The organism is Methylocystis sp. B8 (assembly GCF_005771425.1).
Lineage (GTDB): Bacteria > Pseudomonadota > Alphaproteobacteria > Rhizobiales > Beijerinckiaceae > Methylocystis.
This window is the reverse complement of sequence record NZ_VBTZ01000006.1, coordinates 188,048-196,579: the sequence shown is the minus strand read 5'-3', so window position 1 is coordinate 196,579 and position 8,532 is coordinate 188,048. Positions and strand designations below refer to the sequence as shown.

Annotated in this window: 10 protein-coding genes; 5 read left to right on the top strand and 5 right to left on the bottom strand. The window is 60.4% G+C overall.

Annotated elements, in window-relative coordinates; translation table 11 throughout:
• From FEV16_RS11990 to pyrC, 4 genes are all read right to left on the bottom strand, one after another.
• Positions 1-123, bottom strand: a 123-nt coding sequence (locus FEV16_RS11990) for a GTP-binding protein (RefSeq protein ID WP_243080190.1), incomplete at its 3' end; no start/stop codon positions are given.
• Positions 124-335: 212 nt separating this feature from the next.
• Complete coding sequence (locus FEV16_RS11985; RefSeq protein WP_210234883.1) at positions 336-971, bottom strand: hypothetical protein; 636 nt, start codon at positions 969-971, stop codon at positions 336-338.
• A gap of 153 nt (positions 972-1,124) precedes the next feature.
• Positions 1,125-1,469: a hypothetical protein gene (locus FEV16_RS11980; protein ID WP_138167861.1), complete on the bottom strand. Its 345-nt coding sequence runs from the start codon at positions 1,467-1,469 to the stop codon at positions 1,125-1,127.
• 306 nt (positions 1,470-1,775) lie between these two features.
• Positions 1,776-3,077: a dihydroorotase gene (gene pyrC, locus FEV16_RS11970; RefSeq protein WP_138167859.1), complete on the bottom strand. Its 1,302-nt coding sequence runs from the start codon at positions 3,075-3,077 to the stop codon at positions 1,776-1,778.
• A 203-nt stretch (positions 3,078-3,280) separates the two neighbouring features.
• Here pyrC and FEV16_RS11965 point away from each other — a divergent pair, with 203 nt between their 5' ends.
• The 5 genes from FEV16_RS11965 (at position 3,281) to FEV16_RS11945 (ending at position 7,846) form a co-directional block, all read left to right on the top strand.
• Positions 3,281-4,372, top strand: coding sequence for a PAS domain S-box protein (locus FEV16_RS11965; protein WP_246657300.1), 1,092 nt, complete (start codon positions 3,281-3,283; stop codon positions 4,370-4,372).
• A 182-nt stretch (positions 4,373-4,554) separates the two neighbouring features.
• The gene (ftsE, locus tag FEV16_RS11960; RefSeq protein ID WP_138167857.1) at positions 4,555-5,217 is read left to right on the top strand and encodes a cell division ATP-binding protein FtsE; all 663 of its coding nucleotides are present in this window, start codon (positions 4,555-4,557) and stop codon (positions 5,215-5,217) included.
• Between the two features lie 16 nt (positions 5,218-5,233).
• Entirely contained in the window at positions 5,234-6,193 is a 960-nt protein-coding gene (locus FEV16_RS11955; RefSeq protein WP_138167856.1) for an FtsX-like permease family protein, read from the top strand.
• A gap of 112 nt (positions 6,194-6,305) precedes the next feature.
• Positions 6,306-6,992, top strand: coding sequence for a YdcF family protein (locus tag FEV16_RS11950; RefSeq protein WP_246657299.1), 687 nt, complete (start codon positions 6,306-6,308; stop codon positions 6,990-6,992).
• A gap of 65 nt (positions 6,993-7,057) precedes the next feature.
• Positions 7,058-7,846: a lysophospholipid acyltransferase family protein gene (locus FEV16_RS11945; RefSeq protein WP_138167854.1), complete on the top strand. Its 789-nt coding sequence runs from the start codon at positions 7,058-7,060 to the stop codon at positions 7,844-7,846.
• A gap of 86 nt (positions 7,847-7,932) precedes the next feature.
• On the opposite strand, the gene thpR is transcribed toward FEV16_RS11945, so the two are convergent.
• Positions 7,933-8,502: an RNA 2',3'-cyclic phosphodiesterase gene (gene thpR / locus FEV16_RS11940; protein ID WP_138167853.1), complete on the bottom strand. Its 570-nt coding sequence runs from the start codon at positions 8,500-8,502 to the stop codon at positions 7,933-7,935.
• Between the last annotated feature and the right edge of the window lie 30 nt (positions 8,503-8,532).

The window sequence follows — 8,532 nt, the reverse complement described above, 5'->3', positions numbered from 1 at the left end:
CCCGCCCGTCTCCGCCAACACTTTCGTGATCGCCGCCGTCAAAGACGTCTTGCCATGGTCGACGTGTCCAATCGTCCCAATGTTGCAGTGCGGCTTCGTGCGTGAAAACTTTTCCTTGGCCATAGTCACCGTTTCCGAGTGGTCACGAGCCCGTCGCTCGCGCGCGCGGCGAGCCTTTACGGCTATTGGCGGGATTCTTCAAGAGGCGTAACCGCTAGGCTGCTTGCTCAGCCTATCCGATGCAGTCAGGGATACGACCGCCTCCGCCGCCCTTTCGCATTGCGCAAGAGCGGCCGCCCCGCGCCAACGCATGATGGCGTTTTTATCGCCCGGCTCTATTTCGGCTGGCCGTCAGACGCGGGACTTCCTTTGGCCGGAAATTCCATGTGTCTCTTGATCTCTGATTTGGGCTCGGGCGCGGTCAAAGGCACCTCTTCGCTGAGTTTTCGCTCAGGAACCACATCGACGTCCAAGGTTTCCACTTCGCCGTCGGAGTGCCGCGCCGAATATACGCCGACCACGTCCAAAGGCTCCGGACTCTTGATCACGACGAAGCCCTCAAGGAACGCAAAATCGACGCACACGCCATTGATGGGGCAAAAGTAGCCGGCAATGTTGAAGCAATTCAATTCGGTCGCGCCGTCCGCCTGGAGTTCGGCCTTTCTAAACGGGGTGACGCTGAAGGGGCCGGGAGCTGATCCGAATTCCGTCGACAGCGCCACTTTGGCGGCGATGGTGAACTTCTTCTTCGTGGGATTATGGATGTTGACGATGGTGCGATAGACGCCCTTTGCCAAAGTCCCGTCCTGATGCGGGAACATCAGCGAGCAGACGACTTTGGCGGCGTATTGATACTCCGTCTTTATCGTTTCGTAAGATTTCACCGCCTGCGCGTGAGAAGTAGCAGGAACTCCAGCGAAAGCGAGGCCCATCGCAAGGAAAGGGCCGTTGAAAGCATATCGACGTTTCATAATCGGCGCCTCGTAAAATTTGAGAAAATGATGTTCTGACTAACGCTTAAATGCGTGGAAGCGTTCCGTTATAATTGCGCGTCGCTTATGAGCGGCGCCTCGCGCGTCCGATCAGTCGAGGGCAATGCCTGCCCCGCTCTCGCGCTTTCACTCTCAATTGCAACCGGCGTGGCAGGTCACTTCCGTAACCACCGGCTGCGTTTCGCCCACCGTATTGACGTCGACCACGACGCCTTTGCGCTTCCAACGAAAAATACAATTGGCGTTTCCCGTTCCCGCGCAAGCGACGGTCTCGGGCCGATCCTTGCAGCGCGGATCGTCCTTTTGGCAAACGAAGCCAGCCTCGGGCTCGTGAACAGGCTTCCAGCCTTTTTTCAAGAGAACCTTACGCGCCTTCGCATAAGGCTCATCTTTAGGGAAACTCGGGACCTGTGCGAGAGCGCTAGAACAGAGAGAAACTGCGAGGAAAACCGCGGTTGCGGAGAAAAGCGCTTTCATAAGGCCACTCCTCTTTCTTAAACAATCATGAATGCATCAATGGCTGCACCCGTTGCGGCGACAGCCTCGCCATCAATTCAAAACATCGTGATGTACGTGAGGCGTCCATGCGGCAGCGAATTGTCGGCTGCTGAAACCGCCAGGATGGCGCCGATCTGCGTCTTCTTCACCGCGCCTGACTCTTTCGCGACGATCGTCTCGAACGAGCTGACGCAGTCTCATGTTAATGGTGAACTTTAACTCGTTTCTTATTAATTTTATTTGATTATTTCGTTAGCCTTGGTCGTGTACGCCTTCAGCGGCTCCTCAGGTCTCGTACGCGACTGCGCCGGCGACGACCGTAGCCTTGACGACCCCCTGGAGCACAGCGCCATCGAAAGGCGTGTTCTTGCTGCGTGAATGAAGCGCGTCCGGATCGACGACGAAAGGCGCGTCGGGGTCAAAGCGCACAAGATCCGCCGGCGCGCCCTTTTGCAGCCTCCCCTGCGGCAGACCGAGAATTTCGGCCGGGCGGGAGGTCATCGCGGCGAGCAGGCGCATCAGCGCGACGTCTCCCGAATGCACCAGTCGAAGCCCTGCCGCGAGCATCGTCTCAACGCCGATCGCGCCGGAGTCGGCCTCAGAGAAGGGCAGCCGCTTCGTTTCGACGTCCTGTGGATCGTGATCGGAAACGATGACGTCGATCAGGCCTTCTGAAAGCGCGCCAACGAGCGCTTTGCGCTCATCCTCGTGGCGGAGCGGCGGTTTGAGCTTGAGGAAGGTGCGATAGTCGCCGATGTCATTCTCGTTGAGCGTCAGATGATTGATCGAGGTCCCGCAGGTGACGACCAGGCCCTCGTCCTTAGCTTTCCGTAGCGCATCCAATGACAGCGTCGTCGTGACAAGGGCGGCGTGGTAGCGCGCGCCCGTAAGCGCTACGAGCCTCATGTCACGGTCGAGCATGATCGCCTCGGCTTCACGCGGGACGCCCGACAGGCCGAGTCGATGCGCGAATTCTCCTTCGTTCATGACCCCGGACCCGAGATCGGGGTCTTCGGCGAAATGCACGACCAAAGCGTCAAAATCGCGCGCATAGGTAAGCGCCCGGCGCATTACCAGCGCGTTTTTCACCGAACGCGCGCCATCGCAGAAGGCTATCGCGCCGGCCTGCTGCAGCAAACCGAGTTCGGCGATCTCTTTGCCCTCGCAACCCTTGGTCAGCGCCGCCATCGGTAAGACGCGCACGCGCCCCGTGTCGCGCGCACGACGCAATACGAAATCGACGACTGCCGGATCGTCGACGGGCGGCAACGTCGCCGACGTCGAGACGAGAGTGGTGACCCCGCCGGCCGCGGCGGCGAGAGTAGCGCTGGCGATGGTTTCGCGATGCTCCGCGCCTGGCTCGCCCACAAAGGCCTGCATGTCGATGAGCCCCGGCGCGACGACGTCGCCCGCGCAGTCGATGGCGCGCGCGCCTTCGGGCGCGTCGCCCTCGCGAACGGTTTCGCCAACCTCCGCGATTATGCCGTCTCGCGTCACAACGCCGCCGCGCATTTCGCATCCCGAAGCGGGATCGATCAAGCGAGCGTTGAAGAACAGCAGCGGCGCAGGAGCTTGGGGCGGCGACATGGCGCTTGCTTATGCGATTTCTCTGGGGATGGAAATGCATCCGCAGGGCGCCGGGCTTGACCTCGGCTCGTAAACGCCTAGCTACCGCATTGGGAGAGCGGCGAGCGTTCATTGCGCCCCTCCCGGGAAAAAATATGGGTTTCGCCCACCTCCCCGACTCACCGGTTGCGCCGAGCTCCGCAACTGAGGAGGCTTGCGACGCCGTGAGCGTCCCCGGGCATGACTCCTATCTTGCCGCGATCATGAATGCCGCCTTGGACGGCATCATCACGATCGACGAGCGAGGCACGGTGCTTTCGATGAACCCGGCGGCGGCCAAGCTTTTCGGATTCCCGCCTTCAGAAGTCATCGGACAAAACGTCCGTATGCTGATGCCCGAGCCTGATCGCAGCAGGCATGACTCCTACATAAGCGAATATCTCCGCACCGGAACGCCAAAGATCATTGGCATTGGCCGGCAGGTCGAAGGGATGCGCAAGGACAGCTCCATCTTCACGATGGAGCTTGGCGTGAGCGTTGTCGCGACCGAGGGCAAACGCGTGTTCGTTGGACTGATTCACGACCTCAGCCGATCGCGCCAGTTCGAACGGCGACTCCATGAGCTGCAGACGAACAGGCTCGATTTAATGGAAAATATGGCGGCCGGACTGGCGCATGAACTCAAACAACCCTTGTCGGCGATCGCCGCTTATATCAATTTCGCGCACCGTCAGTTGAAGCAGAAAGACTTCTCGGTTGAGAAGGTCGAGGAGTTGTTGGACAACGCGAGCGCGCAAGTCTTTCGCGCCTCTGAAATTATGGACAATCTTCGTCAGTTTATCGCGCGCGGAGATACAGTAAGATCGCTTCAAAACTTAAATGCAGTCATTAGAACCGCCTGCGAATTTACCGACGCTCTCGCCAAAGAACACGATGTAAAAACGACGGTTAATCTCGAGGCGTCGCCGGATCAGGTCATCATCAATAAAGTTCAAATTCAGCAGGTCGTCGTCAATCTGAAACGAAATGCTATAGAGGCCATGCGGGACGTGGACAGGCGGGAGATGACCGTGTCTACCCGCCTCGTCGAAGGAGATAAGATCCAGACCGATGTCGCCGACACTGGTCCCGGGCTTCCGCATTCCATAAGGGATAGGCTCTTCGAGCAGTTTACGACGACAAAGCCGCATGGCCTCGGCGTGGGGCTGTCCATATCGCGCTCGATTATCGAAGCGCATAAGGGAAAGATCTGGGCCGAGCCCAATCCCAGAGGCGGGACCATTTTCAGCTTCGTCTTGCCTTTGGCGAAGCCCTGAGGGGAGCCGCTCATCTCCGCATGGGTGCGACGCTACTGTAATAAAACGAAAATCTCCAGACCGCTCCGAGACAAGAAATCCTTAACGCTGGCTATGGTTAAGGAGGGATCAACTGCTATTGTGCGGCCACCAGTTCGTCCTGAGAGGCGTCGTCAGGAGTCACTTTTGGGAGCGTCGGCTTCGTGTTGACTTTTGAGAATGTCGGCTTGCGCTATGGCGTCGGGGCCGAGACCCTCCGGGACGTCAATTTTCAGATCGCGCCGCGCTCCTTTCAATTTCTGACTGGCCCCTCAGGCGCAGGCAAGACTACCTTGATGCGCTTGATCATTATGGCGTTGCGGCCTACACGCGGGTTGATCAACATCTTCGGCAAGGACACGGCGGCGCTCAGCAATGAGGAAATCGCGGAGACGCGTCGTAGCATCGGCGTCGTGTTTCAGGACTTCCGCCTGCTTGACCATCTGACGCTTTACGAAAACGTCGCCCTGCCTTTGCGCGTGCTAGGGCGCGAAGAATCGAGCTATCGCGCCGAGGTGGTCGAACTATTGCGCTGGGTGGGCCTTGGCGAGCGCGCGCACGCCTTCCCGACAATTCTTTCGGGCGGCGAAAAGCAGCGGGCCGCGATCGCGCGAGCGCTAATTTCGCAACCTAAACTGCTGCTTGCGGACGAGCCGACGGGCAACGTCGACCCTACGCTCGCGCGCCGGATTCTTCGGCTGTTCATCGAGCTTCACAAATCCGGAACCGCCGTCATCATCGCGACCCATGACTTGACGCTCATGGATCAATATGACGAAGCGCGCCGGCTCGTGCTCGCGGACGGCAGGCTTCACATCTTCGAATGAGCGGACGATTGCCCTAATGCGACTCTGGTCTTCGACCCGTCTGACCGCTTCCGACGTCGGCGAAGACGCGGAAGAGATTCCGGCGCAATGCGCGCTGGTGCCCGCCGATTCTGTCGCCGGCCGCTCGCTCGTCATCGTCATCGCGATCATGACCTTCCTGGCGGCGCTCGCCGCCAACGTCGCCATTCTCGTCGCTGATGCAAGCGTCGAATGGCGCGGCGACATCGCGCGCGAAGCGACCGTGCAGGTGCGCCCCGTCATGGGCCGCGACCTCGAAGCCGACGTGAGACAAGCCGCGGAGGTGATGCGACAGACGCCTGGAGTTAGCGAGGCGCGCGTCTACGCCAAGTCGGAATCAGAGGCGCTGCTGTCGCCATGGCTTGGCCAGGGTCTCGACCTTTCGGAGCTGCCCACGCCCCGAATGATCGTTTTGAGGCTCGACCCAGACAATGGCGTGGATCTCGACAGGTTACGCATGGAGCTCGAACGCGCCGTACCCAATGCCGTGCTTGACGATCACCATGTCTTTATCGAGCGTCTCGGCGATATGGCGCGAGCGGCCGTGGCCATGGCCGCTCTCATCTTCATTTTGATCCTGGCCGCTATGGCGGTCGCTGTCGCGTCGGCGACGCGCGCGGCCGTGGCGACGAACCGCGAGATCGTCGAAGTGCTGCATATCGTTGGCGCCGCCGACTCGTTTATCGCGCGAGAATTCCAGCGCCGTTTTATGGCGCTAGGGCTCCGGGGAGCCTTGATCGGCGGCGGCGGCGCGATCGCGTTCTTCGTATTGGCGCAGTTCATCGCCGAGCGATGGCGCGCCACCGGCGGCGGCGAGCAGATGGAGGCGATGTTCGGCGATTTCACAATCGGTTGGAGCGGGTTCATCGTCATCGCGCTGCTCGCAGGGACCGTCGCCGTGCTAACCGGCTATCTGTCGCAGTTTATTGTGCTGCGCCACCTGCAACGGCTCGGTTAAACCCATCGCCGAAATCGGCCCGGGCAGATAACATCGGCTTTGAAATATGCCTATATTCACGCCCGAGTCGCGCCGCGCGCTCAGGTCAAGAAGATGGGCAAGGGACCCAAAAGTGACAATTCCCGCGCGCCAGGGAGTGGATAAGAAGTTCAGCGCTGTTCGCAAGGTCGCCATAGCAATCGTGGCGAGCGGCGGTCTTCTCGGCGCGGCCTTCGTCATGGGCTACGCCGGCTTCGCGCTGTCGCTGCCGCGCGAGGAATTCCCCATTCCGGTGCAAGCTGAAGGCGTCGTTGCGCTGACCGGCGGCTCGGATCGCGTGCTCGATGCGGCGACCCTCCTCGCGGGCGGACAGGCGCGCCGCATGCTGATTACCGGCGTCAATCGCGGCACGCGCAGCGCCGTCATCGCGAAATTATTGCCGATGTCCCGCGCGCTCTTCGACTGCTGCGTGGATCTCGGCTACCAGGCGCTCGACACCGCCGGAAACGCGAAAGAAACGCGTGATTGGGCGCGCCAGCACAACATCACCCGGACGCTCATCGTCGTCACCTCGAACTACCATATGCCGCGTGCGCTGGTCGAAATCTCAGCCGCCTTGCCGAATGTCGAGCTCTATCCGTTTCCCGTCGTCAGCGAACATATCAATGTCGCGGACTGGGCCAGCGATCCGCGCGTCGCGCGCTTTATCGGCAAGGAATATGTGAAATATCTCGGGTCGTTGTTGCGCATCAAGGTCTTGAGAGACTACGACGAGTCCGAGGCGCCGCCGCAACTTCGCAGCAGCGTCGCATATGAGTGAAATCTTGTTTCAGCGCGCCGTGGCGCCCTAAAAGGCGTGCGACGACACCTCGCCCCGGCCCGCCAATGCTCTTCCTGCGCTCGCTCGTTTTCCAGATCGTGTTCTTCCTGAACATGTTCGCCCTGATGATCGTCTGGCTGCCGGCGATGCCGATGCGCCGTCAAATCAACCAGGAGCTGGGACGCACTTGGGGACGCACGACTCTCTGGTTGCTCGAAAAAATCTGCGGCACGAAGATCGATTGGCGCGGCCTCGAGAACATCCCCAAAGGCGCGGTGATCGTCGCCTGTAAACATCAGTCGATCTGGGAGACCTTCGTTCTGCCAATCAGATTTCCCGACTTCAGCTATATTTTGAAGCACGAACTGATCTGGCTGCCTTTTTTTGGCTGGTATTTGCTGGCCGCGGAGCAAATCGCGATCGATCGATCGAAGGGCGGGAAGCTCCTGCCGCAGCTGATCGCCAAATCGAAGAAGATTTTCACGCAAGGACGGCAGCTCTTCATTTTCCCCGAAGGCACCCGCCGCCCCGCCGGCGCGCCGCCGCAATATAAGTTTGGCATCGCCAGTCTCTATGCCGCGACCGAGACGCCGGTGCTGCCCGTCGCCGTGAACTCCGGTCTTTTTTGGCCGCGCCGCTCTTTCATCGTCCGTCCGGGCACGGTCGTGATCGAATTCCTGCCGGTCATCACGCCCGGCATGGAGCCGCGCGACTTTTTCGAGAAACTCTCCACGGATATTGAAGGAGCGTCCGACCGACTAATGCAGGAAGCGTTGGCGAAGGACCCTTCGCTTGCGGAAATCATCGCAAAAGGACGCGCGAGCGCGGAGATTTCCGCGCCCGCGAAGGAATGACGAAGGCTCTATCAGCGCTCTATCTTTCACTAGTCGCGATATGAAGGTTTCCTCATCCTGAGGGCGAAGGCGTTTGCGCCTTTAGCCTAAATCCCCGCGGTTCCTGTCAGCGCCTGCGGCGCCGCCATAAAGGGATATTCAGCCTCGACGATATAGGGGCCTCCGCCAACTGAATCGCGCGACGAATAAAGCACGAAGCGCTCAGCGGTAAAGCGCAGCGGCGGGAAGTAACCTCGCGCGCCGAGATAGGCTGCGACAGCGCCGGCGCTCGCGCCGCGCAGCCGGGCAAGCGTCACATGAGGAATGAATTTGCGCGCCTCCGGCGGCGCGCCGAGCCGGCGCAGCAGCCGCTCCTGCTCCGCCTGCATTTCTATGAGCGCCGGCTCAGGCCGTGCGCGCGCGACGATAGCGCGGGGCTTGTCGCCGCCAAAGGACGTCAACTGGTCGAAGGTGACCGTGACTTCCGGACGGCGAATGAAAGAGAGCGCATGCGCGGCGTCGCGCGCGAAAGCGTCGTCGACGTCGCCGATGAAACGCAAGGTGATGTGATAATTCTCAACGTCGATCCATCGCGCGCCGGGCACGCCGCCGCGCAGCCTCGCAAGGCTTTCCGCGATCTGTCGGGGAATCTCCAAGGCCGTGAACAGTCTGGGCATGACATCCTCCCCGAACGGGATCGCGCGGCC

What these genes read in the sequence shown, in the direction of transcription:
- FEV16_RS11985 (WP_210234883.1), bottom strand. Translation starts at nt 971, where the DNA reads ATGAAACGTCGATATGCTTTCAACGGCCCTTTCCTTGCGATGGGCCTC.
- FEV16_RS11980 (WP_138167861.1), bottom strand. Translation starts at nt 1,469, where the DNA reads ATGAAAGCGCTTTTCTCCGCAACCGCGGTTTTCCTCGCAGTTTCTCTC.
- pyrC (WP_138167859.1), bottom strand. Translation starts at nt 3,077, where the DNA reads ATGTCGCCGCCCCAAGCTCCTGCGCCGCTGCTGTTCTTCAACGCTCGC.
- FEV16_RS11955 (WP_138167856.1), top strand. Translation starts at nt 5,234, where the DNA reads ATGCGACTCTGGTCTTCGACCCGTCTGACCGCTTCCGACGTCGGCGAA.
- FEV16_RS11945 (WP_138167854.1), top strand. Translation starts at nt 7,058, where the DNA reads ATGCTCTTCCTGCGCTCGCTCGTTTTCCAGATCGTGTTCTTCCTGAAC.
- thpR (WP_138167853.1), bottom strand. Translation starts at nt 8,502, where the DNA reads ATGCCCAGACTGTTCACGGCCTTGGAGATTCCCCGACAGATCGCGGAA.